Source organism: Uliginosibacterium silvisoli (assembly GCF_036017035.1).
GTDB classification, from domain to species: Bacteria; Pseudomonadota; Gammaproteobacteria; order Burkholderiales; family Rhodocyclaceae; genus Viridibacterium; species Viridibacterium silvisoli.
Genome location: NZ_JAYXHS010000001.1, coordinates 604,584 through 628,674 on the forward strand (window position 1 = coordinate 604,584; position 24,091 = coordinate 628,674).

Annotated in this window: 18 protein-coding genes; 9 read left to right on the top strand and 9 right to left on the bottom strand. The window is 62.7% G+C overall.

Annotated features, from left to right (window positions below; genetic code table 11):
* Positions 1–46 precede the first annotated feature (46 nt).
* Complete coding sequence (locus tag VVD49_RS02785; protein ID WP_327597601.1) at positions 47–346, bottom strand: DUF2325 domain-containing protein; 300 nt, start codon at positions 344–346, stop codon at positions 47–49.
* Positions 347–637: 291 nt separating this feature from the next.
* Between VVD49_RS02785 and VVD49_RS02790 the strand changes: the two genes are divergently transcribed.
* The 3 genes from VVD49_RS02790 (at position 638) to VVD49_RS02800 (ending at position 4,857) form a co-directional block, all read left to right on the top strand.
* A complete protein-coding gene (locus tag VVD49_RS02790) occupies positions 638–1,267 on the top strand; it encodes a hypothetical protein (protein ID WP_327597602.1) in 630 nt (209 codons plus the stop codon).
* Entirely contained in the window at positions 1,264–3,273 is a 2,010-nt protein-coding gene (locus tag VVD49_RS02795; RefSeq protein ID WP_327597603.1) for a peptidase U32 family protein, read from the top strand. Before VVD49_RS02790 ends, VVD49_RS02795 begins: the two co-directional genes overlap by 4 nt.
* Positions 3,274–3,417: 144 nt before the next feature.
* Positions 3,418–4,857, top strand: coding sequence for an MFS transporter (locus VVD49_RS02800; RefSeq protein ID WP_327597604.1), 1,440 nt, complete (start codon positions 3,418–3,420; stop codon positions 4,855–4,857).
* A 24-nt stretch (positions 4,858–4,881) separates the two neighbouring features.
* Here VVD49_RS02800 and VVD49_RS02805 read toward each other — a convergent pair whose 3' ends face one another.
* From VVD49_RS02805 to VVD49_RS02815, 3 genes are all read right to left on the bottom strand, one after another.
* Positions 4,882–5,991 (bottom strand): hypothetical protein, encoded by a 1,110-nt coding sequence (locus tag VVD49_RS02805; protein WP_327597605.1) that lies wholly within the window; start codon positions 5,989–5,991, stop codon positions 4,882–4,884.
* Between the two features lie 200 nt (positions 5,992–6,191).
* The gene (locus tag VVD49_RS02810) at positions 6,192–7,673 is read right to left on the bottom strand and encodes a sensor domain-containing diguanylate cyclase (protein WP_327597606.1); all 1,482 of its coding nucleotides are present in this window, start codon (positions 7,671–7,673) and stop codon (positions 6,192–6,194) included.
* Positions 7,674–7,785: 112 nt separating this feature from the next.
* Positions 7,786–8,673 carry a DMT family transporter gene (locus tag VVD49_RS02815; RefSeq protein WP_327597607.1) on the bottom strand — a complete coding sequence of 296 codons (888 nt, stop codon included), beginning with the start codon at positions 8,671–8,673 and terminating at the stop codon, positions 7,786–7,788.
* A gap of 123 nt (positions 8,674–8,796) precedes the next feature.
* Here VVD49_RS02815 and VVD49_RS02820 point away from each other — a divergent pair, with 123 nt between their 5' ends.
* Positions 8,797–10,230, top strand: a complete 1,434-nt coding sequence (locus VVD49_RS02820; protein ID WP_327597608.1) for a rhomboid family intramembrane serine protease — start codon at positions 8,797–8,799, stop codon at positions 10,228–10,230.
* Position 10,231: 1 nt separating this feature from the next.
* Positions 10,232–11,263 (top strand): acyltransferase, encoded by a 1,032-nt coding sequence (locus VVD49_RS02825; protein WP_327597609.1) that lies wholly within the window; start codon positions 10,232–10,234, stop codon positions 11,261–11,263.
* A gap of 33 nt (positions 11,264–11,296) precedes the next feature.
* On the opposite strand, the gene VVD49_RS02830 is transcribed toward VVD49_RS02825, so the two are convergent.
* A complete protein-coding gene (locus VVD49_RS02830) occupies positions 11,297–12,172 on the bottom strand; it encodes an AEC family transporter (protein WP_327597610.1) in 876 nt (291 codons plus the stop codon).
* A 102-nt stretch (positions 12,173–12,274) separates the two neighbouring features.
* Between VVD49_RS02830 and VVD49_RS02835 the strand changes: the two genes are divergently transcribed.
* Entirely contained in the window at positions 12,275–12,991 is a 717-nt protein-coding gene (locus VVD49_RS02835; RefSeq protein WP_327597611.1) for an AzlC family ABC transporter permease, read from the top strand.
* The gene (locus VVD49_RS02840) at positions 12,988–13,314 is read left to right on the top strand and encodes an AzlD domain-containing protein (RefSeq protein WP_327597612.1); all 327 of its coding nucleotides are present in this window, start codon (positions 12,988–12,990) and stop codon (positions 13,312–13,314) included. The genes VVD49_RS02835 and VVD49_RS02840 overlap by 4 nt, the downstream gene beginning before the upstream one ends.
* A gap of 6 nt (positions 13,315–13,320) precedes the next feature.
* On the opposite strand, the gene VVD49_RS02845 is transcribed toward VVD49_RS02840, so the two are convergent.
* From VVD49_RS02845 to VVD49_RS02860, 4 genes are all read right to left on the bottom strand, one after another.
* The gene (locus VVD49_RS02845) at positions 13,321–13,698 is read right to left on the bottom strand and encodes a hypothetical protein (protein ID WP_327597613.1); all 378 of its coding nucleotides are present in this window, start codon (positions 13,696–13,698) and stop codon (positions 13,321–13,323) included.
* Positions 13,683–14,066 carry a hypothetical protein gene (locus VVD49_RS02850; RefSeq protein ID WP_327597614.1) on the bottom strand — a complete coding sequence of 128 codons (384 nt, stop codon included), beginning with the start codon at positions 14,064–14,066 and terminating at the stop codon, positions 13,683–13,685. The genes VVD49_RS02845 and VVD49_RS02850 overlap by 16 nt, the downstream gene beginning before the upstream one ends.
* 61 nt (positions 14,067–14,127) lie before the next feature.
* Positions 14,128–15,024, bottom strand: a complete 897-nt coding sequence (locus VVD49_RS02855; protein WP_327597615.1) for a phosphoribosylaminoimidazolesuccinocarboxamide synthase — start codon at positions 15,022–15,024, stop codon at positions 14,128–14,130.
* A gap of 119 nt (positions 15,025–15,143) precedes the next feature.
* A complete protein-coding gene (locus tag VVD49_RS02860; protein ID WP_327597616.1) occupies positions 15,144–15,416 on the bottom strand; it encodes an oxidative damage protection protein in 273 nt (90 codons plus the stop codon).
* Between the two features lie 234 nt (positions 15,417–15,650).
* On the opposite strand from VVD49_RS02860, the gene VVD49_RS02865 reads away from it, so the two are divergent.
* Both VVD49_RS02865 and VVD49_RS02870 read left to right on the top strand, forming a co-directional pair.
* Entirely contained in the window at positions 15,651–17,420 is a 1,770-nt protein-coding gene (locus tag VVD49_RS02865; RefSeq protein ID WP_327597617.1) for a ShlB/FhaC/HecB family hemolysin secretion/activation protein, read from the top strand.
* Between the two features lie 305 nt (positions 17,421–17,725).
* The gene (locus VVD49_RS02870; RefSeq protein WP_327597618.1) at positions 17,726–24,073 is read left to right on the top strand and encodes a hemagglutinin repeat-containing protein; all 6,348 of its coding nucleotides are present in this window, start codon (positions 17,726–17,728) and stop codon (positions 24,071–24,073) included.
* The last annotated feature ends 18 nt before the right edge of the window (positions 24,074–24,091 follow it).

The following is a 24,091-nucleotide window of genomic DNA, read 5'->3' on the forward strand; positions in this document are numbered from 1 at the left end:
ACCGATGTCGGAAGGCGCGTCGCTTTTCTGACCTGCAAGATCCAACTCAATGCGCGACCGGCTTCAATAGAGCCAGCTTGTCGCGGATCTCAACCAGCGAATGGCGCGAGTAAAGTGTCGGCACGCCCAGCTTGTTGGCCTGCTTGCGCACATGGTCGAGCAACTTGTGATTGATGCGGTCGCAGATGACGACGATCAGGCGCGTGTCATCGGAGACGGCGCGGCGCACATCCCCGACCTTGCGACCCGACCAGTGCTCGGTACGGGTGATACCGAAATGGCCAGCACGCTCCAGTTCTTCGCGAATCGGCTCGACCCGGTCAGCCCCTACGATCAGTGCCTTCATCTACTGCTCCTCACGGAATACGTGATTGAAGGCTAGGCCCGCCCACCGTGCCGACAAACCATTTTGATGTGCAGTAGATATTCCACTCTGGAAAATGCTTCCACTGCACAGGGCATCGCGAGACGGCGTGGCTGGCGTGCCCAGGAAACCAATTGCAACAAATCACGGTCGCATGTTCGTGAACAAGGCTTCGCGTCGAGGCAGCAAGGCGAGTAAACTAGCAGGTTGGCCCGCAGCAGCTCAGTCGCCCGAGCCGCACTACTAACCCGGCATTGCAGCCGAGGAGATCACATGCCCCTTTACCTTACCCAGAACGTGCAGGAAAAATGCGTAATGGCGCGCATCAATCGCCAGAAGACGCGCTATCAGGCCAATTTCACGCTGGCCCGCTACGGCACCTGGGAGAAGGCCAATCGCGCTGCGCGCAAATGGGTCAAGGAAATCCTGCCGACGCTGCCGGAACCGATGTCCTCACGAGACCGCAAGACCACGCGCAACACTTCTGGCGTCGTCGGCGTGCGTCTGGCCAATGCCACGCGCACCAAGGACGGTCGCACCTATCCCGACTGGCGCTGGGTTGCGTTCTGGACAGGCTGTCCGCAGAACGGCGGTATCGGCTGGTCGGTCAACAAGTACGGAGACGAGGGCGCATTCGTCTGTGCCTGCCTCGCCCGCAAGAACGAGTCGATCGACCGCGCTGACATCGAAACCAGGTACGCACGCCTGGTCGGTACGAAACGCCATGCCAGCATCCTCGCGCAGAAGCGACTGACCCCGCCGCCACTGCCGAAGGCCGGCAAGGCAAGCTCTGCCGCGACAAAGAAAGCCATCACGCGCAAGAAACCGGCACCCAGGGCTCCAGCCCGCACATCGGCAAAGCCAGCGGTCGCAAAGACCCGTCGCACGGGAAAACAGGCATGAGCCTCGCCACCCACCAGCTCGAGCTGCTCTCGCCTGCGCGCACAGCGGAGATAGGTCGCGAAGCCGTGCTACATGGCGCGGACGCCGTCTACATCGGCGGCCCGGCCTTCGGAGCGCGCACCAACGCCGAAAACTCGGTGAGCGAGATTGCCGGACTGGTGGAGTTCGCCCACCGCTATGGCAGCCGCATCATGGTGACGCTTAATACCATCCTGCATGACAGCGAGCTGGACGCGGCCCGCAAGCTCGTGCGTGAGTACTACGACGCAGGCGTCGATGCCCTCATCGTCCAGGACATGGCCCTGCTCGAGCTCGACCTGCCACCTATCCAGCTGCACGCCTCCACGCAGTGCGACATCCGCACCGTCGAGAAGGCAAAGTTCCTCAGCCAGGCGGGGTTCTCACAGATCGTGCTGGCGCGCGAACTCACGGTGGACAAGATCAAGGCTATCCACGAAGCCATCGATCCGGCCATCGCGCTGGAATTCTTCATTCACGGCGCGCTGTGCGTGGCCTTCTCCGGCAACTGCTACATCAGCCACGCGCACTCCGGTCGCAGCGCCAACCGCGGCAGTTGCTCGCAGGACTGTCGCCTGCCCTACACGCTGGAAGATTCGCAGGGCCGCGTCGTCGCTTATGACAAACACCTGCTGTCGATGAAGGACAACGACCAGAGCGCCAATCTCGCCGCCCTGGTCGATGCCGGCATCCGCAGTTTCAAGATCGAGGGCCGCTACAAGGATATGAGCTATGTGAAGAACATCACTGCTCATTACCGTCTGCTCCTCGACGAGCTCCTCACGCAACGCCCCGAGCTGGCGAAGTCCTCGCACGGCGCCAGCGCCTTCAGCTTCACGCCCGAGACCGACAAGACCTTCAACCGCAGCGCGACGGACTACTTCGTCACCGGCCGCAAGATCGACATCGGCGCCTTCGACGCGCCCACGCACGTCGGCCTGCCGCTGGGCACAGTAACGAAGATCGGCCCGGACTGGTTCGAGCTGGCCGCCACCGAGCCGCTCGCCAACAGCGACGGCCTCACCTACATGAACAAGCGCGAAGTGCGCGGCATGCAGGCCAATGTCGTAAAGCAGCTCGGCACGCGGCAGGACGAAGACCACGCCGGCAACAGGATCGAACTCGGCCGGTGGCGCGTCGAACCCAACCAGGCGATGAAGGAACTCGCCGGCCTGCGTGTCGGCACCGCCATCTCGCGCAACCGCGACCACGCCTGGGAACAGGCCCTGCTGAAGAAATCCGCCGAGCGCCGCATCGCGCTCGACCTGCTGTTCGCCGAGACCGACGACGGCTTCTCGCTGACCCTCGCGGACGAGACCGGCGCCTGCGCCTACGTGACCGTCGACCACGCCAGGCAACCAGCACAGCATGCCGAGCGTGCCGAGAGCGGCCTGCGCGAGAACCTCGCCAAACTCGGCAACACGATCTTCGCTGCGCGCGAGATCGACATCGTGTGGTCACAGCCCTGGTTTGCGCCCGCCTCCCTCATCAATCAACTGCGCCGCGACGCCGTCGCCGCGCTCGAAGCCGAACGCGCAGCACGCCTGCCACGCTGGACGCGTACGCCCGCCATCGACCCGCCCATTGCGTATCCCGAGAAGTCCCTCAGCTATCTCGCCAACGTCTACAACGAGGCCGCGCGCCGTTTCTACACGAAGCATGGCGTCGAGCTCATCGACGCCGCCTACGAATCGCACGAGGAAGACGGCGAAGTGCCTGTGATGGTCACCAAGCACTGCCTGCGCTTCTCTTTCAATCTCTGTCCCAAGCAGGCCAAGGGCGTACAGGGCGTGCAGGGCCAGGTGCGCGCCGAGCCGATGACACTGATCAATGGCAACGAGCGCATGACCTTACGCTTCGACTGCAAGCCATGCGAAATGCATGTCATGAGCAAGATCAGGAAGCACATCTTCGACGGCCCGCCGCCGAGCACGGTGGAAGTGCCGGTGACCTTCCACAAGAAGCGCCCGGCAGCACCTGCAATCTGACGGGCTGCTCGTGATCAGCGCCTGTCATCCTGGCGAGGGCCGGGGCATCATGCACGCCAGCCCTTTCGCCTCTACTTTTTTCTGTGCGGCGACAAGCCCGAACCGCACCAGGCTAGCGCCCTTCCACGTACCGTCCAGCTTACCGTGACCGACCCTTCCGCCCCGAAAGCTGATTTTCCCGAATTCCGCTTCTTCGGTCGCATGGTGCCCTTGCTGCCGGTCATCGTCGCCAGCGCGCTGTTCATGGAGAACATGGACTCGACCGTCATCGCCACTTCGCTGCCGGTGATCGCGCGGGATCTGCTGGAGGACCCGGTCGCGCTGAAGCTGGCACTGACCTCCTACCTCGTCAGCCTCGCAATCTTCATCCCGGTGAGTGGCTGGATGTCGGACCGCTTCGGCTCGAAGACGGTGTTCCAGACAGCGATGGGCGTGTTCATGTTCGGCTCGATGCTGTGTGCGTTCTCAAGCACGCTGGGCGGCTTCGTTGCAGCCCGCTTCGTGCAGGGCATGGGTGGGGCGATGATGATTCCGGTCGGGCGGCTGGTGATCCTGCGTTCGACGGAGAAGGCGGAGCTCGTCCGCATGATGAGTTACCTGACGATCCCGGCCTTGCTCGGCCCGGTGATCGGGCCGCCGCTGGGGGGCTTCATCAGCACCTACTTCCACTGGCGCTGGATCTTCTTCATCAACGTGCCGATCTCGATTCTGGGCATGTACATGGCTTACAAGCACGTGCCACAGGTGAAGGAAGCCGATGTACGCGCGCTGGATGTGCGCGGCTTCGTACTCTCGGCCTTCGGGCTCGCGCTGCTGATGATGGGTTTCGCGACACTGGGGCGGCACCTCGTGTCGACACCGGTCGCCTTCGGCTGTGTAGCGGCGGGCGCGATCATCATGGCGCTGTACCTGCATCACGCGAAACGCGCGCCCCACCCGCTACTGCAGCTATCGCTGTTTCGCACAGCCACCTTCCGCGCTGGTGTGGTCGGTGGTTTCTTCTTCCGTGCCGGCATCGGCGCCATCCCCTTCCTGCTACCGCTGATGATGCAGCTGGGTTTCGGCCTCACGCCGTTCCAGTCCGGCACGCTGACCTGCGCGACAGCGATCGGCGCGCTGGGCATGAAGACGGCAGCGGCGAGCATCCTCAAGCGCTGGGGCTTCCGCCAGGTGCTGATCTGGAATGCGGTGTTCGTATCCCTGTCACTGGCCGTGATCGCGATGTTCCAGCCGACGACGCCACACTTGCTGATGATGGCGATCCTGCTGTTCGGCGGCTGCCTGCGTTCGCTGCAGTTCACCAGCCTCAACACCCTGGCCTATGCGGACATTGACCCACCCCAGATGAGCCAGGCAACGGGCCTTGCCAGCGTAACGCAGCAACTCGCGGCAGGCATGGGCGTCACCATTGGCGCCGCCTGCCTGCAGTCCGCGCAGCACTTCATGGGCCACCCGGTGCTCATGGCGGTGGACTTCTCGATTGCCTTCGTCTGCATCGGGCTGGTCGCATTGTCGTCACTGTTCTGGCTGCTCCGTCTGCCGCCCGATGCAGGCGCAACCCTGTCCGGCAAGGCCGCCGCCTGAGCGTTTGCAGGCAGCAGGCGAAGCTCAGCTGGTGGCCAGCTTGTCTGCCATCCAGCCATGCCGGGCGACGAACTGATCCAGCGCACGGTGATAGGCGGTATCAAACACGTGCTCGCTCTCGATGAAGTAATCGAAGTAGCCACGCTTGCCGACAAACTGGAAGGGTTCGAGCTGGATGTGGCCGTAGGCGTCATCGGTCAGCCGGCCTTCGCGCGCCAGGCGATTGATAAGCTCGATGCGTGAAATCTGCATGGCATACGAGCTGTTCATACCGATCTCGGTTTCCATGTCGCGCTGCTCGAAGTAGTTCTCGGGCATCGCGCCTATCCAGCGCGAATTTTGCGGCCGCACGATCCACAGAGTCTCGGGCCGCGCCGGGCGCGCCAGCTCGCACAGCTCGTTGAGAATGAACTGACGGTGATAGGCGCCATCGATCAGGTTCATGCCGAAATAGGTGCGCTCGTACCCGTAGCTGTAAAGATGCAGGGCCGCTTCGACACCTTCGGCCGTGATCGGCATGTAGATCGTTTCCGGCGTCTGGTCATGCCAGTCGACGCCGAGCTTGTCGCGCGCAGCGGCATTGATGAACAGGATCTCCTGCCCGGTCGGCGGACAGAACGCATTGAACATGACGGCAACATGACTCTGCGCGAGCGTGCTGGCGACGAATTCGAAATATTCGGACGAGCGCGTCGGCACCCAGGTCTGCGCCGGCATGAGCCGGTCGGCCCACTCCTTGGGTTCGGAGAAAGGCGAGAGGAAGGACCAGCGCTCCCAGTATTCCTGCATCGCCGGGCGGAACACGCCGGGCAAGCCCTTGGCCAGCACCCACTGATTGCCGAAGGGCACGGAATCGGGCGCCTTGGGCATCTCCGCCAGATGCTCGCGGAGCTTTTCACGCAGATCGTCGCCGGCCAGGAAGTGCGCGGTCCACGCAATCATGCCGGATGTGCAGGAAATGGCTGTCGGGCGGATACGCCGCTCACGTGCTGCCGCCAGGAACCCGGCGCCAAACGCGTTACCGCCGCCCAGGCCACCGAGCGCGAAACCTACCGCGCCGCCCGCTCCGCCTTCGTCCTGTCGCGTGTCTGGCAGCAACGCTGGCCGCGAATCCACTCCGCCCAATGCACCCATGATCTGACTCCTTGCTGCTCCCCCGTCGGGCCGACGAGTCCCTGCACCGCTGCGTGGCAGAAAGACAGGCTATAGGGTTAACCATGATGCTGCACCGCAGCAAAGTCAATGCCTTTTGTCAGGGAACGACGCTTGAGACGCACTGGATCGGTAAAAAACTGTGGCGACGGCGCGCGTGGCAACCGCCCGCAGGAACAGCCTCAGGCACTCTCGACGCAATTGCGCCCTGCGCGCTTGGCGGCATACAAGGCGCGGTCGGCACGCTCGACGAGCGTCTCTGGCGTGTCTTCATCGCGCAGCTCGCTGATCCCGGCGCTGACGGTGACGTGGATATCACCCGCCGCATCGGCCAAGGGCTGCTCGATGACCTGCTCGCGCAGCTTGTCGGCAATCACGAGGGCGTGCGCCAGGCTGCAATCCCGCAGCAACAGCAGGAACTCCTCGCCCCCCCAGCGACAGGCAATGTCGGATTCACGCAGGTTGCTCCGGATCAGGCCGGCGACGTGCGCGATCATGCGGTCGCCACTCAGATGGCCATGGCGATCATTGACCGCCTTGAAGTGATCGATGTCGATCAGCAAGGCGCACAACGGACGCTCGTTGCGGCGATGTTCCGCCAGCGCCTGCTGGATGAGCACATCGAAGGCATGGCGATTGAAGAGGCCCGACAGGCGATCCGTCGTCGCCATGTCCTCCAGCCGCAACTGATAACGGTTGAGCGTCATGCTGGTCAGCCACAACACGCCCGCGAGGATGAGGCCGCACACGACAAGATTGATGACCAGCGTGCGGCGGATGCCTGACAAGGCCGCGTCCTCGCGCTTCTCGACGAACAGGAACCACTTCATCTCCGGCATGTAGCGCACGTTGAGCAAGTAGTCGTGCCCCTTGCTGCGATATTGATAGGAGTGACTGGCGCTGTTCGTCGCAGCGTTGCCGAGAATCTGCGCCGCCATGTCACGCAGCCCCTCCACCTCCTGGATGCTCTGCACGCCGTGCACCGGGTCTGTACCGAACAGCATCACCTTGCCCTGTCTATCCACGAAATACACGCTGCGCTGATAGCGCTGCCGGTAGTCGAGCAATAGACGGCGCACAGTATCCACCGTCAGGCCAACGCCTGTCAGACCGATGAACTGGTTGGCATAGTCGAACATGCGGTAGTTGATGAACACCGCCATCGTCTCCGGCGTGCGCGTATCCAGATCGATATTGACTTCGTAAGGGTCGCGCATGGCACGCGCACGGAAGTACCAGGCATCGCGCGGGTCGCTCTCGGAGACGGCACGCAACATGCCATCCGCATGGTAGTAACTATGTGTGCGCTCCGAGATGAAGAAACTGCTGAAGGTGCCGTAGCGCGTGCGGACTTCGCTCAGGTACTTGGTGAGCGCGGGCAGGTTCTTCTCGCCATCCAGCGCCCAGTCGCGCAGGAAGGTATCACTGGCCATCATCGACGAGATGAAGATGGGCCGGATCAGATCCTTCTGGATCTCTGAATAGATATTGTCGGACGTCAGCGGCAATTCGCGCTCGACGATCGCCACATGGATCTCGCGCCGCGACACCACGTAGCTGATCACGCTGGTCAGCACGAAACCGAGCGCCAGCAACGCGCTCAACTGCACGATCAGGCGTCGCTTGCCACTGGCCTTGCGCTGCCCCTCTGCGCCATTCGTCAACAAGACCTGTCCTTAGCTGCCACGCCTGCATGCATGGCGATATGTGTGTACCCGCATTCTCGCACCTGTCGGCCACATCGTGCCGACCCCATGCTGCCCACGCATCCGCTGCTCACACACGCAGGCGCGACACCCCGAACACCACCAGCGCAGCACCGAGCAGCTGCATCAGGCCCAACGGCTCATGCAGGATCAGGGCTGCCAGCAGGATGGTGAATACCGGACCCAGCGTCCCCACCATGGAAGCCGGGCCTGCACCCAGCCGGCGAATGGCCTCGGACACCAGCCAGATCGGCAGCACCGTCGAGAAGATCGCCATGCAGATGCTCAGCGCGTGCACTTGCCAGGGTTGCACCAGGGCGACGACGGGGCGCACGGCGAAGAATTGCCCCAGGCTCAGCGCACAGGCCACGCCGGTCGCCAGGGCGGTCACGCGCGTCGAGCCGAGACGCCGCACCACCTCGCCACTGAGCATCAGGTAGGAGGCGTACGACAGCGAGCTGGCGAATACCAGGGCGCAGCCGAGCGCCACGCTGCTGCCACCGATCTGCAGATCGTGGCCGACGGCCAGAGCGATACCCGTATAGCATATCGCCAGCGGTACCAGCATGCCGCGTCGTACCGGCTTGTCGAGAAAAGCCGCCGACAGCAGTAGCACCAGGGTCGGGTAGAGGAACAGGATCAGGCGTTCCAGCGAGGCCGTGATGTAGCGCAGGCCGAGAAAATCCAGATAGCTCGACGCGTAGTAACCAAGGAAACCGAGCAACACCAGGATCAGCTTGTCACTGCGCGTCAGACGCATCGGCTCGGTGCGCGCGATGTACAGGCCCATGACGATGAAGAACGGCAGCGCATAGCCCATGCGCAGCGCCAGCAGCGTTTCCGCATCGACGCCATAGGCGTAGGCGGCCTTGATGAAAATGGCCTTGAAGGAAAAACCAAGCGCGCCCAGCGCAGCAAAACCCAGGCCAACGGCGCGTGCAGACGGAGAAGAAGACACCGACAACTCCGGATTCGGGCCTGTCAGTATAGCCGTTCGCCGATCCCGCCATTCCGTCGGCCGCACGCGACAAGCAAGGCTTTGCGGGTTTTCTCGGATGTGGGCGGCTGTTAGCATCGCATCATGGTTCTCATGCCCTATCTGCACGGCATCACCCGTGCCCATTTCCCGTTTGGCGTCTGCCTGTTGGTCCTGATCAACTGCTTCGTCTTCTTCGGCCTGCAGTCCGGCGACAAGGCGCGCTACGCTGCCGAGATCGAGCAATACAGCAAGGGCCCTCTGCCCAGAATCGAACTACCGCTCTACGAAACCTGGCTGCGCAGCCAGAAAGAACAGCAGGACGCCGACAGCATCCGTGATCTCGCCGCCGCCGGTGAGGTCGGGCCAGCCGTGCAGCACATGGAGAACAACGAAGCCTTCATGCAGAAACTGCATGCCGGCGAGATCGTCACCGAACGCCACCCGGACTACCGCCTGTGGCAACAGGCACGCAGCAACCACGAGGCCGCGCTGGCCAAGGTCTTCACTAATCGCTACCACTACGACCCCGAGCACCCCTCCTGGCTGACCGCGCTGACACATCAGTTCCTGCACGGCGACCTCGATCACATCTTCGGCAACATGCTGGTGCTGATCCTCATCGCACCCGCCGTCGAAGCCCTGATCGGCACCTTCCTGTTCCTGGGCATCTATCTGTGCGCCGGTTTCGCCGCGCTCGGCATGCACCTGCTGCTCAACCATGACGCTGCCGGCCTGCTCGGGGCTTCCGGCGCCATTGCCGGCGCCATGGGCGCCTTTGCCACCTTGCTCGGTCGCCAGAAGATTCCCTTCTTCTATTCCATCGTCGTGTACTTCGACGTCATCCGCGCCCCGGCCCTGCTCGCCCTGCCCATCTGGATCGCCAACGAGTTGGTGCAGCTGTTCTGGCTCGGAAACGGGCATGTCGCCTACGGCGCCCATTTCGGTGGCCTGTTGATGGGTGCGCTACTCGCCTGGCCACTGCGCGGCCGCGCCGCACGACGGCTCGCGCAAGTCGCTGCCGGGCAATCGGACTCCAGCAGTGAGAGCACCGTCGTCAGCGGCGCACTCGCCCGCGCGCGTCGTCAGATGGCGGCAATGAGCTATGACGAAGCGCGTAAGTCCTATGCGCAAGTCGCGCAGGAGGCGCAAGGTGATCCGGCCGTGCTGCAGGAATGCCTCAACGTCACAGCCCTGGCGCCCGCCAGCGAGGCCTATCACATCACGGTCGCCCAGATCCTGCGCATGCCGGGCCACAAGAACGAAACCCACGCACTGGTGCTCGACACTTTCCGCAATTACCTGCAGAAAGCACAGCCCGTGCCGCGTATCCGCGTGAGCACGCTCGTCATGCTCTGCGAGCGCTTCATGCGGCAGCGTAACCTGCCCGAGCTCGAGCGTTGCGTGCGCCTGCTGCATGCCACCGCGCCACGCGATCCGCGTAGCAGTGAAGCCGCCAGGCGCAGCGCCGACTTTCTGGCAAATGCGGGCGAACGTGGTCGGGCAATTGAGCTCAACGCTTTGTTTGTCGGGCGCTGAAGTGAGCAGGACAGGTAGTGTCGATGTGATCCGCCTGATTGCGATATTCGCCGTCATCGTCATCCACACCGAACCCTTCAACCATTCGGCGCTGCCAGGCAGCGTGTTCGATGCCGGGCTGGTCATCAATCAGCTCGCGCGCTTCGCCGTTCCCTGTTTCTTCATCCTGTCCGGTTTCTTCTGGGCCAGAAAATTCGGAGAGACTGAGTCGCCCCTCCCGCCCTCGCGCAAGATGGCGCAACGGATTGCCACCCTGCTCATCTGCTGGTCGCTGATCTACCTCCTGCCCACGAACATCGAACAGGTGGCCAAAGCCGGGTTCGCAGGCATCCCGGCGTTGATGCACGACAGGATTGCGGAACTTCTGGCAAGGCCGGTTACGCTGCTCCTGCAAAGCACGAAGGCGCACCTGTGGTTCCTTGTCTCGCTGCTGTGGTGCGTGGCGATCAGTGCCGTGATGCTGGAACTGAAGCTGCGAAGCGGCCTGATCGCACTGGCCTTGATCCTGTTCACCGTCGGCCTCATGGGCGGCGCCTATGCGGACACGCCCATCGGCTTCCACATCCACTTCAATTTTCGCGAGGGGCCGTTCTTCGGTCTTGTCTTTTTCGTGACCGGCTACGTTCTGCAGCGCATCGGACCGAGAACGTCCTGGCTGCCTTACGGCCTGGCCATCACGGCTGCAGGCGCAATCCTGCAGCTGCTGGAGATACAGCTTCTCCACCACTACTGGGCAAGCAATATGTGGCACGACTTTGTCGCAGCGACCTGGCTCTACGGCCTCGGCGTGGCCATGATCGGCCTCTCCGGGACCCGCCTGCTCGACGCACCCGCCCTGTCACGCATCGGCCCGCTGGTGCTCGGCATATATGCCATCCACGCCATCTTCGTGGATGTCCTGAAGATCGCAGACGAGCGCTTCGCCAGCAGTTTCTGGTGGAACTGCGCCTATCCCGTGGCCGTGTTTCTGCTGTCGACGCTCGCAGCTTTCGTACTCTCTCGATATCGAGTCAGCCGCCGACTGGTGACTTGAGCCGGGCTCCCGCACACCCGATTCGCCAACCCGCTAACTCAGCGCGAACGCCAGCACGATGGGCAGCACGACAATCGCAATGAGATTGCCCAGCAGGACAATGGAAGCCACCTTGTGCGGCTCCTGCCCGTAGCGCTCGGAGAACAGGTAGTTCATGACGGCCGGCGGTAGCGCGCCGTAGATGATCAGCAACGCGGCCTGCAGGCCGTGCAGGTCGAACAGCCATGCAAACACGGCTGAGATAACGCCACCGATGATGGGCCTCGCGATACCGCCAATGACGCCCAGCCGCCAGCCATCGAGGCTCACATCGGTCATGCGCACGCCCAACGCAAACAACATGAGCGGAATGGCGATATCGCCGAGCAGCTTGAGCGCAATCACCAGCGGCTGCCAGAAGACGATGCCGCTCAATGACACAGCCAGACCGAGCAGCGTTGCGATGACCGATGGCACCTTCCACAGATTGCCGAGATTCACCTTGTGATCAAGCAGCCAGCCGCCGTAACCGAAATGCAGCAGGCTGGAGACCATGAAGAGGATGACTGCAGGCTGCAGCGCGCTGTCGCCGAAAGCCAGCACGGCAAGCGGGATGCCGAGATTGGCCGAGTTGCCGAACATCATTGGCGGCACGATGGTGCGGAAGTCTTCCTTCAGTGCGCGCGCCAGTACGTAACCTGCCACGCCACACGCAATGGTGATGAGCAGCATGGCGAGCCCCAGTCGCCAGAACTGCGCGACGTGGAAGTCGCGACTTGCCAGCGCGCCGAACACCAGCGCCGGCGCGAACACGTCCATGGTCAGCTTGTTGGCAACCGACATGTCGGGCTTGTCGCGACGCGCGACGAAATAGCCGATGGCGGTGATGGAAAACACGGGGAAGAGAATCGAGATGATGCGCTCGAGCATGGCTGCGGCCTGCTGCTGGGGAAGAGTGATTCTAGCGGACCCGCCGTGACCTCATCTGCAGGCACGTCATAATCCCGTCTTGCGAAAATCGATAAGAGCCACATGAGCGACAGCAAAGGCGACCTCAGCGCAGGAGATGAATTCCGCAGCGGCATTCGCGCCGAGCTGCCCTTGCTGCTCGGCGTCGTGCCATTCGGTTTGATGTTCGGCGTGCTGGGCCTTGCCGCGGGCTTGCCGGCATGGGCGGTGGTGGCGATGTCGTCCATCGTGTTCGGCGGCGCTTCGCAGGTCGTCTTCGCGCAGCTATGGGGCGCACACGTGCCGCCCACTGTCATCTGCGCCACCGTGGGCGTGGTCAACCTGCGCCATGCGCTGTACAGCGCCAGCGTGGCGGAATGGCTGCGTGGCCTCTCCTGGCGCTGGAAGATCCTGCTTGCTTACCTGCTCACCGACGAAGCCTATGCCGCGGCGCTCGTGCGCTTCCGCGATGGGCCGCCGGGCGCGCAGCGTCACTGGTTCCTGTTCGGTACGGGCCTCACCCTGTGGAGCGGCTGGCAGTTGTCGACGCTGGGTGGCGTGCTGATCGGTGCGGCGATTCCCGCCAGCTGGTCGCTCGACTTCTCCATCGCGCTGACCTTCATCGCCTTGCTGGTGCTGGCGATCCATCGTCGCAGCGAGATGAGTGCGGCACTCGTGGCAGGCATCGTCGCCGTGCTGGCCCAGCCGCTGCCGTACAAGCTCTGGATACTGCTTGCCGCCGCAGCCGGCATTGCAGCGGGCCTGGCCTCGCGCAAGCTGGACCGGAAGGAGCCGGTATGAGCGACGACTATCTGCTGCTCACGCTGCTCGTGTCAGGCCTGTGCACCTTCCTGATCCGTTTGTCATTCATCGCCGGCGAGCGCTGGTTGCCACGCAGTGAGCGCCTGCATGCGCTGCTGCGCTACGTACCCATGTCGGTGCTTGCCGCGCTGGTCGCACCGGAACTGTTGATGCGTGACGGTGTGGCGCATGCCGCCGCTGACAATCTGCGCTTGTGGGCGGGTCTGCTGGCGATCTTCGTCGCGTACCTGTCGCGCTCGGTGATGGCGACCATCGCCGCCGGCATGACGGCGCTGTGGCTGCTACAGTGGTTGCAACAGTAAAAAGGTCTAAACCTTGTGGCAGGCCTTGCGCAGCTCGGGCGGGGATTTGCTGGCCATGACTTTCTTCACATGGCGCTGGCAGGCCTCTTCCGATTCGCCGGAATAGATGGCGGTGAAGTCCAGGATCGGCGAATAGATTTCCGCAGACCAGGGGAGTGCAACGCTGTTTGCAACGCAGCGCGTGCGCGAAGGCGAGACATACCAATCCGACATGTCAATGAACACCTTGCAGGAGCCGGGCGTCGCCGTCTCGATCTGCATCGTCACGCGACCATTGCCATCCAGCTCCTGCAGGAAGCGCCCGTTGATCGGCACGCTCTGACAGGCCACCAGCACTGCGGTCACCAAGGCGATGCAAGCGGCGCCGATCAGCGTTTGGCGCATTCTTGCGTCACCTTCAGCTGTTTGTTGGGGCGCAGCCGGTTTACGGCCTCCTCGCAGAACTTCAGCGTATTGCCCGAGACAATGACGGTGGCGTTGTAGAAGGGGTACGCCACCTTGCCGATATAGGGCAGGTTGACGCTGGCCTCCATGCAGCGCGAAATACGGCGCACGTTGGAGGGAAAGCTCATCAGCAATGCCTGACAGGATTCCGTCGTGTCGCCAGCGAAGCCATCGATCTCGATTTCGGAGGTCACGGCATCTTCCGGGCCGGTCTGCAGATAGCGGCCCCGAATGGTATTGGTCGAAATAGCGCAGCCGGACATGACTGCACCAATCACCAGCGAGACAGCAAGACTACGCAGGTTCATTTTCTCCTCCCCTTGTCTGCGCACTGGCCCATCGATGGTGCGGGCCTTGGCGCAACATGCATCACGCGGCGATATGGCCGCCCGTCAAACGCTCATACGCTTCGATGTACTTGGCGCTGGTTTTCGCCACGACTTCATCCGGCAACGACGGGCCCGGTGCGGTCTTGTTCCAGTCGAGCGTTTCGAGGTAGTCACGCACGAACTGCTTGTCGTACGACGGTGGCGAAATGCCTTCAGCATAGCTGTCGGCTGGCCAGAAGCGTGACGAATCCGGCGTCAGCGCTTCGTCGATGATGTGCAGGGTGCCGGCAGCATCGAGACCGAACTCGAACTTCGTGTCGGCGATGATGATGCCCTTGGTTGCGGCGTAATCGCGCGCTTCGGAATAGAGACGGATGGCGGCGTCGCGCACTTCGGCAGCGCGCTCGGCGCCGAGCAGCCTGGCGCACTCTTCGAAGTCGATGTTCTCGTCGTGCGTGCCCGCCTCGGCCTTGGTCGAGGGCGTGAACAGCGGCTTCTCGAGTTTCGCGGCTTGCTTGAGGCCTACCGGCAGCGTGATGCCGCAGACCTTGCCGGTCGCCTGATAGTCCTTCCAGCCGCCGCCGATGATGTAACCGCGCACCACTGCTTCAACAGGCAGCGGCTTCAAGCGCTTCACAACCAGCGCGCGGCCGATGACCTGATCACGCTCGTCTGCAGCGACGACATCTTCCGGTGCGATGCCGGTGAGCTGGTTCGGCAGGATGTGGCTGAGCTTGTCGAACCAGAACAGCGCGGTCTTCGTCAGCACTTCGCCCTTCTTCGGGATCGGGTTGGGCAGGATCACGTCGAAAGCGGAGAGGCGGTCGCTGGTGACGATGAGCAGTTTGTCTTCATCCACCGCGTAGATGTCGCGCACCTTGCCGCGGGCAAGCAGGGGCAGGCTCTTGATGGACGATTCGAACTGGGGCTGACTCATGACAGGACTCCGTAAAAATGAAGAGGCCGTCACGCGTGACGGCCTGCGCGCCATTTTAACCCGGCACGACGAGGGCTGGTAGCAGCAGGCAGCTTGCCGCGGGCCGGAACAACTCTGGCTTATTTGGTCGGCGGCACGTAACCCACGGCGGCGTCGGCGCCGCTGCCGAAGAAGTGCTTGTCCATCTGCTCGGTCAGGTACTTGCGCGCCTTGGGATCCATCATGTTGAGACGGTTTTCGTTGATCAGCATGGTCTGGTGCTTGATCCAGCCTTGCCAGGCTTCCTTGGAGACGTTCTCCCAGAGCTTCTTGCCCAGCTCGCCGGGCATTGGCGGGAGGTCGAGACCTTCGGCTTCGACGCCGAGTTTGATGCATTTGACCATTCGGGCCATGGAACTGTCCTTCTGAAAAATCGGGGATGGCCGACATTCTACTGCGGCAGGGCATGCGGATCGACCCATTGGCGAATTCATTGGCGAGCCCGCTTTCCGTGAGAAATGTCACGAAACATCCCTGACCGAAGGGGCAAACGCTCAGCCCTGCATACTTTCGTATAGCTGGCAGGGCCGTGCGCGCTGGGTACTGTGGAATCACTCCCGAATCACTCCACTACCCAGGCTGCTGCCATGTCCCCCCTCCGATCGATTTCAACTCCACGCAAGACCCAGCTGGCGAGCAGTCTCGTCGCCGCTCTTGCCGTGCTGGCCTGCGCATCTGCCGCTGCCCAGACCACTCCTGCCATTCCGGCCAACGCAGGCGGCGCTGCCGATGCAGCCGCCCGCCTGCAGCGCGAAGAACTCGAGCGCCAGCGCCAGCAGATGGAACGCGACCAGCGCGCCCTGCCCGCACCCAGGGGCAGCGAGAGCACAACGCCGGTACCGAAGCAGAGCGACACCGACACGGTGTGTCGCGACATCAAGGAGATCGTCATCAGCGGTGGTACGCATCTGTCCGAATCGAAACGCAAAGAGCTCGCCGCGCCCTACCTCAAGCGCTGCCTGTTCGTGCGTGACATCGAGAAGCTGGTATCGGACATAACCACGTACTACATCCGCCAGGGCTACGTGACGACGCGCGCCTACATCCCGAAACAGGATCTGTCGAAAGGCCGTCTGGAAATCCTCGTCGTCGAAGGCACGGTGGAGAAAGTCAGCGTGCAGGATGGCGACAAGCGCAGCGTGTCGATCGGCAACGTGCTGCCCGGCCTGAACGGTGAGATCCTCAACATCCGCGACCTCGAACAGGGCCTCGACCAGATCAATCGCCTGCAATCGAACAACGCCACCTTCGACATCGTGCCCGGTGAGCAGGCCGGCGGCAGCACGGTGCTCGTCAAGAACACGCCGGCCTCACCGTTTCATGCCAGCCTGAGCGTGGATAACGAAGGCTCGAAAGCCACGGGCAAGACGCAGGTCGGCATCAGCGCCAGCGTCGACGACGTATTCGGCTTCAACGACTTCCTCAGCGCGAGTTACCGCCAGAGCGTGCCTGAACATGACGACAGCCAGTTGTCGCGCACCGAGAGCGTCGCCTACATCCTGCCGCTCGGCTACAACACGCTGTCGCTGGCTTTCAGCAAGTCACGCTACGTCACGCAGATCACCACCGCCAGCGGCTACGAGTTGCAGAGCAGCGGACGCTCGACGATCAGCTCGGCACGTTTCGATCGCGTCATCTATCGCAGCAGCAGCGAACGCGCCTCACTCGCTGGCACGCTGAGCACCAAGAGCACGCGCAACTACCTCGACGACCAGTTGCTCGACGTCAGCAGCCGTAACCTGACCCTGTTCGACGCCGACTTCAACTACACCGCCACCGTGCTCGGCAGTCTGGTGAGCATCGACCTCGGCCTGTCGCAAGGCCTCAAGGAACTCGACGCGCTGGAAGACCCCGACTACCTGCCGCGCGAAGCACCGCGTGCGCAGTTCCTCAAGTACAAGTATGGCGCCAGCATTGCCCTGCCCTTCCGCGTCGGCAACTACGACGCCAGCTTCAGCAGCACGCTGGTCGGCCAGCAATCGCGCAACGCGCTGTACGGCTCGGAGCAGATCCTCGTCGGCAGCATTTACACGGTGCGTGGTTTCGTCGACACCAACCTCTCCGGCGACAACGGCTTCTACCTGCGCAACGACCTCGGCGTGCGTCTGCCCGTGTCATGGGCCGGCAATAGCTCACTGAGTCTGCGCCCGTATGTCGGAGTCGACTTCGGCCGCACCAGCATGCGCTACGCCGGCACTGACGCACCGGCCGGCAACCTCTCCGGCGTGGCCGTCGGCGTGAGCCTGAATGGGCGCTACGGCTCGTTCGACATCTTCACCGCGCGCCCGCTGAGCAAGCCTGACTTCATGCCGCGCGAGAGCAGCTCCACCTTCGCAAGGCTCAGTCTTTTCATTTGAACACTCGCCGTCTCCGCGGCGTTGTAGGTCGGAAAAGCGAAGCGCCTTCCGACATCCAGACCGTACATCGACGCCAGTGCGTTGTTGGACGCTGTGATGTCGGAAGGCGCTTCGCTTTTCCGACCTACGCACACCGCTCCGTCCTGTTGCCTCTAAGAAAGCGTGAATTCCATCACGCTCGCCACCCGCCCCAAGGGGCAAACAGGGTCGGTATAGCCCCCTCACCATACTTTCGTATAGCTGGCAGCAAGAGAGTCGATGGCTACTGTGAGCACATCAGCAAGGTACTTACGAAGGAAGCCATCATGAAAACGACAAACCGCACCAGCAACCGCACGCCATTGCGCCTCACGGCTGTTTCCATCGCCATGATCCAGGCCGCCTTGCTGACCCCCTCCCTCGGCTGGGCTGCCGACCCTGCAGGCATGAGCGCCGCCAACGGCAACACCGGCGTGAGCCTCGCGCCGAACGGCGTCCCGGTGGTGAACATCGCAAACCCCAATGCAGCCGGCGTATCGCACAACCAGTACAACCAGTTCAATGTCGACAACCGCGGCGCCGTACTCAACAACGGTGACATGTCGCAGGTCACCCGCAACTCGCAACTGGCTGGTCAAGTGTATGGCAATCCGAACCTCGCTAGCCAGGCAAAGATCATCGTCAATGAAGTCGTCTCGCCGAACCGCAGCCAGCTCAATGGCTACATCGAAGTCCTCGGTGGCAAGGCGAATGTCGTCGTTGCCAACCCGTTCGGCATCAGCTGCAATGGCTGCGGCTTCATCAACACCGATCGCGCTTCGCTGACCACCGGCACGCCGGTGTTCGGGGCCAACGGCAGTCTGACCGGCTTCCAGGTCAACGGCGGCGACGTGCAGATCAGCGGCCTCGGTCTCGACGGCAAGGCACAGAGCTTCTTCGACATCGTGACGCGCTCGGTGAAGATCGATGCGCAGGTCAACGCACAGGACCTGAACATCAGCACCGGCTCCGGCAACTGGGACTACACCAACCGCAGCGGCAACATGAACACTGCCGCGGGCGGTACACCGGAATATGCGGTCGACTCCACCGCTCTCGGCGGCATGTATGCGAACCGCATCAAGATCGTGGCCAGCGAAGCCGGTGTCGGCGTGCGCATGCTCGGCGATGCGGCCGCAACGGCCGCGGATTTCACCATCGATGCTGCGGGCAAGGTGCAGCTGGCGGGTCGCCTGAGCGCACAAGGCAATCTCGCAGTAGCCGGCGCGGGTATCGACGTAAGCGGCAGCAATGCTTCGCTCGCCACGCATGGCAACCTGTCGCTCGCAGCGGGCAACGCAGCGATCAATCTGAACGATGCGACACTGACCGCCGACGGCGCACTGAATGTCAGCGCTGCGTCGCTGAATGATGCCTCCACAAACGCCACGCGTTTTTCAGGTGGCGACGCCAATCTCAATGTTACTGGCGCGGCGAACATCACCGGCGCCAACTGGGGCGCTGGCGGCAAGCTGAGCGCCGCCGCCGGTTCGCTGACGCTGACCAATAGCAGCGCTTACAGCGGCAGCGATCTGTCGCTGGCTAGCACCAACGGCAAGCTTGACCTCGGCGCAGCCAGCCTGAAGTCTGTCGGCAATATGTCGCTGGCTGCACAAGGCGGCAAGCTGGTGGCGGCCGGCGGTGGTAGCGGTGTGAATGCCGCAGGCAACCTCAACCTCGCGGCCAGCGGCGCAGTCGAAAACGGCGCGCAGATGATCTCTGGTGGCGACGTGAGCCTGAATGCAGCGTCGCTCACCAACACAGGCTTGCTGCAGGCCGCAGGCAACGAAAACCTCAGTGTAGCCACGCTGAACAATAGCGGTTCGCTGCTCTCCGCAGGCACCACGCTCAAGGGCAATAGCCTCGACAATAGCGGCACGATCCAGGGCACGCAGAACCTCGCAGTGCAGCTCGCTTCGTCGCTCGACAACCGCGCTGCAGGCAAGCTCGTCAGCACGGGCGCTCTCAGCATCAACGGCGGCAGCGGCACGCTCGCCACGCTGAACAACGCAGGCCTGATCGAGGCGGGCACGGCGAATCTCAACGCAACGACGCAGATCAATAGCGGCACCGTCATCGCCAACCGCACCAGCCTCGTTGCAGCGACGCTCGACAACAGCGGCAAGATCCAGGGCACGCAGAATGTGGACGTGCAGCTGTCCTCCAACCTGAACAATCGTGCCAGCGGAGCTATCACCAGCGATGACAGCCTCGCCATCCACGGCGCAGCGCTGATCAACGCAGGCGTGATCCAGGCCGCCAACGGTGCAACGCTGAGCGGCACCAGCCTGTCGAACCAGGGCGTCGATGCAGCGATTCTCACCTCCACCACCGGCAACAATGCCGGCAGCATCAACGTCACAGGTGCCTTGAACAATGATGGTCTGATCTACGGCAACGGCAACCTGTCGCTGACAGCAGGCAGCATCAACAATGCATCGACCGGCGGCGTGTCGTCCGGCAACGGTGACCTGAATCTCACCACGACAGCAGGCAATGTCGACAACCACGGTGCCCTGTATGCCGGCAACAAGCTGTCGGTGCTGACCCGCACCGGCACCAGCGCGTGGGACTTCATCAACCACCGCAGCGGTGCCGTCGGCGGCACGAACCTCGATTTCAAGGTCGGCAACTTCACCAACTACAACGAGATCATTGCCACCAACAAGATCGACATCGACACGCGCGGCAACTTTACCAACACCATCAGCAACGACGCTGAGGGCATGCCAACCGTTACCACCAGGACCGACTACATCAACGGCAATGGCTACGTCAGCGGCATGCAGCCAGCCGCCGGCACCAGTGCCTCGGAAGGTCCGTTCAACGTCTACGTGCAGAACTACTGGAATAGTGGCGGTGGCCAGTACAACATTGTCTATACCTCGACCGTCAGGACAAGCGAAGTCCTCAGCAATGCGACAGGGCTGCAAAGCGCCAAGCTCATCGGTGGCAATGCGATCGCCCTGAACATCGGCGGCACGGGTTCGAATGTGGGCTCGCTGATCTCGGCGCCGGATGTGACGATCACCACACCAAATCCCTTCGAGAATCGCAGCATCAACCTGACCACTACGACGACCAACAAGTTGTGGATGAGCGACATCACCGGGTCCGACTGGGACCTCTACGTGCCTCAGACCCTGACCGAGTACAACTACCTGCTGAACGCCACAGGAGCGAGCCTGTACCCGATCGCAGAGTCCGGCAACGTGACTTGCTGGTGCAATGTCGGCGGACTGTCCGGGGGCTACCCCAGCTTCTCCGAATCCATGATCGGTCAGCAGACTACTATCTGGCCACGCCTGTCCGCTGGCGGCGAGACCGATTGGAACAATGCCCGCGCCTCAGCCTATGCCTATGTCACAACGACGGGTAGCACGCCGGCCTCCGCCCAGATCAAGGCCAACAGCCTCGTCATCAACGGCAGCCTGAGCAATATCGGCACCACCAGGAGCAACGAAAACAGGACGCCGAGCGCACCCGGTGTAACGACGACACCAGGAGCGGGCGTCTATGTGCCGGGCGCGCGCGGCCAGACCTTCAGCGGTCTCAACACCGCGCTCCCCACCAACCCGAACGGCTTCTTCGTCACCAGCAAGAACCCGAACAGTCAGTATCTGATCGAGAGCAATCCACGCTTCAGCCAGGGCGCTGGCGGCTATGGTTCGGAGTACCTGTTCAGCCTGTTCGGCTATGACCCCAACCTCATCCAGAAGCGCCTCGGCGATGCCAACTACGAAGCCAAGCTGATTCGCGACGAACTCATCGCGCAGACCGGCCGCAACCTGCTCGCCGGCTACGACAGCAGCGCCGCGCAGATGCAGGCACTGATGGATTCGGCCTACGCCCAGTCGTATGCACTCGGCCTGCAGATCGGTCAGCCGCTGACGGCCGCGCAGGCAGCCAGCCTGAAGAGCGATCTGGTGTGGATGGTTGAGCAGGAAGTGAATGGACAGAAGGTGCTGGCGCCGGTCGTGTATCTGGCGGCTGCCACGCGTGACGCCATCGCCACCGGCGCTGTGATCGATGCGAAGGTCATTGTTGCCAGCGGCGACAGCTTCAGGAACATCGGCGGCACCATCATCGCCAGCGATGCACTGACGGTGAAGACGACAGGCGACATCGTCAACACCAGCGGCACGATCAAGGGCGGCAACATCGCCCTGACCTCGACCAAGGGCAGCATCCGCAATGACATCGCCATCACCGACGCTGCCGCCGATGGCAAGTCGAACGGCCAGGTCGGCCGGCAAGGCAGCATCGAAGCCACAGGTTCGCTGAAGGAGGACGCGAAACGCGACATCGTCATCGCTGGCTCCAGCACCAGCGCCGGCGGCAACATGTCGCTCAAGGCGGGTGACAACATCAACGTGCGCAGCGTGGTCAACGAGCAAAGCGTCGCGGCCGACAATGTCAGCAAGGCCAGCATCGCAGCGGGCAAGCTCACGATCGACGCCGGCAACGACGTGAAGCTGGCGGGTGCCGACGTCAAGGCACGCGAAGCTGCCAGCATCAAGGCGGGCCGCGACGTGGTGCTCGATACAGTCGAGAAGCACACCAGCACGCTGACCGGCTCAAGCGAGATCGGCGCCAACAGCAACAGCTGGACAGCCACCCGCACCGATACGACGAAGCAGATCGGCACGACACTCGATGTCGGCAGCAATCTCAACGTGAAGAGTGGCCGTGACGTGACGGTAGCGGGCAGCACCGTGAATGTCGCAGGCGATGCCACGGTCGATGCCAAACGCAATCTAAACATCATCGACCGTCAGGACAAGTCGGTTGCCACGACGACGAGCCGTACCGAGTCCATCGATTCCGGCATGGGCGGCGTCAGCTTCAATGACACCAAAACCACCACGGTCCCGACAACGACAACCAGCGTCGGTTCCGGCATCAACATCGGCGGCAACGGCACGCTCAAGGCTGGCAACACGCTCACGGTCAAGGGCTCGGATGTCGCTACCGGTGGCAACCTCGACCTCAACGCGAAATCGATCAAGGTGCTGGCCGGTGAGAACAGTGTCGACACGGTCAGCCACACGGAATCGAAGAGCCAGGGCATGAGCATGTCGGCCAACGCCAACGGTTCGGGCTTCGGCTATACCAACAGCAAGACGACCACGGACGAGACTGGCTCGAGCAGCACGGCACGCGTGAGCACCTTGACCTCCGGCGGCAACATAACCCGCACCGCCACCGACAAGATCACCGACCAGGGCACGCAGATCACCACCGGTGGCGACTTTACGCAGAAGGCCAAGAGCATCGAGATGCTGGCTGCCGAGAACAAGCAATCGGGAACCTCCACTTCGCATACCGATTCCAACTCGGTCGGCATCAGCGTGCAGTACGGTTTCGGCACCGCGTATGAAGACGCCAAGAAGGGCAGCGCTGCAGGCACCGTGTCGGCAGCGGGCGGCGCCACCGTCGGCATCGACTACGCGCACCAGACCAAGGACAGCAACAGCAGCAGCAATGCCAGTCAGGCCGTGGTCACCACCGTGAAGTCGGGCGGCAAGATCAGCAGCACCTCGACGCTGGATACACGCCTCGAGGGTGCCGATCTCTCCAGCAAGGGCGACACGGAGATCTCGGCACGCAAGCTGACGGTCGACGCCGCACGCAACACGACGAGCAGTACCAACAGCAGCAGCCAGACAGACGTCGGCGCACGCGTCAGTGTCGACATGAGCGGCAAGCCCGGTGGCGAAGTCAGCGCCAGCCACAGCAACGAGCAAGGCAGCAGCGACAGCTCGACAGCCGTCGTCGGCAAGATCAACGCAGGTGGCAACCTGAAGATCAAGACCTCCGGCGATACCAACCTCGAAGGCACGCAGCTCGGTGCCAAGGGCGATGCGCAGATCGATGCCGGCGGCAGCGTCAATATGACGGCAGCAAATAACACCGACAACAGCAGCAGCTCGAACTACTCGGCAGGCGGCACGGTCGGTGCCAGCAAAGATGCCGCCAACGCCACGGTGAATTACAGCGGTGGTTCGGAAGACAACAAGTCGAGCACCGCCGTCACGGGCAGCATCACCGCCGGCAACAACATCAGCATCACGTCGGGCAAGAACGTCAAGCTCGAAGGCACGGACCTCACCTCCGGCAAGGACACGACGATCGATGCCAAGGGCAAGGTCGACGTGCTCGCCGCCACCAGCACCACGGAGTCGAACAAGTCGCAGCTGAATGTCACGGTGTCGGGCCAGGGCTCCAAGGGTCAGTCGGGCTTCAAGCATGACGGCAAGGACATCGGCACGGCCGCCGTCACCGGGTCCGGTTCGGATGCTTCCTCGACCACGCAGAAGGTCTCGAACATCAAGACCGGTGGCAACCTCAACGTGAAGTCGGGTGGCAAAACGACACTCGAAGGCACGCAGGGTGATGTGGGCGGCAAGGCAACGCTCACTGCAGGCGGCGGTGTTGTGCAGAAGGATGTCGTCTCCAGCAGCAAGGACTCCTCAACGGCCGGTGGCATCTCGATAGTCAGTGGCAAGGGCGGCCCGCTCGGCGCTGCAGGGATGAAGCACGGCTCGCACAGCTCGACGGCAACCACCTCGGTGAGCATCAAGGAGAATCAGGCGAACAAGACCAAGGCTGCGAGCGCCACCACTTCGAAGTAGGATGGAGGCATGCACTGA